The sequence below is a fragment of the Bacillus sp. LR--39 genome (genome assembly GCF_053613335.1).
Genome location: NZ_JBSIOT010000895.1, coordinates 1 through 703, shown reverse-complemented (window position 1 = coordinate 703; position 703 = coordinate 1). Strand labels below are relative to the sequence as shown.

Genomic DNA, 703 nt, shown 5'->3' with positions numbered 1-703 from the left:
TACGATTAAGACTGGTTTACGGAGCAGCCGAGATGGCGGCTGCTTCTACTGCCATCTTCCAGATTTTTTGATGTGACACCGGGAACGCAAATTGTTCGAGCTCTTCTTTCGTTACTTTTTTCAGCTCGCTGGTATCCGACACTTGTTTTACTTTACCGAAAAACACTGAAATATTCCATACCAGGTGGGTGAAAACATGCTCGACTACACCTTGCAGATCACTGATATCAGCTTGTATGCCATATTCGTTTTCTAAGAAAGCGATGAGCTGTTCACGCTCAGTTTTGATCCCTTTTTGTGTTTCAAGATTAGGGAATTCCCACAGGTTGGCGAGCAAACCTTTAGACGGCCGTTTGTGGATATACACTTGTCCGTCTTCATCAGTCAGTACGATCGCGGCCATGGTTTTGATCCCGGGCTTTTTCTTTTTGCTTTTTACCGGAAGCTCCCGTTCAGTGCCTTCTTCAAATGCTGAGCAATGCTGCTGAACCGGGCAAAGTAGGCATGAGGGTGATTTTGGCGTACAGATCAAGGCTCCAAGCTCCATCAAGCCCTGATTAAATTCAGATGGTTTTTCTTTGGAAATAAAAGCTCGTATGGCGTCTTCAAAGATCGTTCTTGTTTTTGGTTTGGCAATATCATCCCAAATAGAAAGAATTCTGGACATGACACGCATCACATTTCCGTCAACTGCGGGAATGGG

The 703-nt window shown here is 44.8% G+C and carries 1 protein-coding gene; it reads right to left on the bottom strand.

All coding sequences use genetic code 11. The features are described from left to right. Window positions 1–16 precede the first annotated feature (16 nt). Window positions 17–703 (bottom strand): NUDIX domain-containing protein (locus ACWHAR_RS27315; RefSeq protein WP_452088462.1); only part of this gene is annotated, 687 nt, incomplete at its 5' end.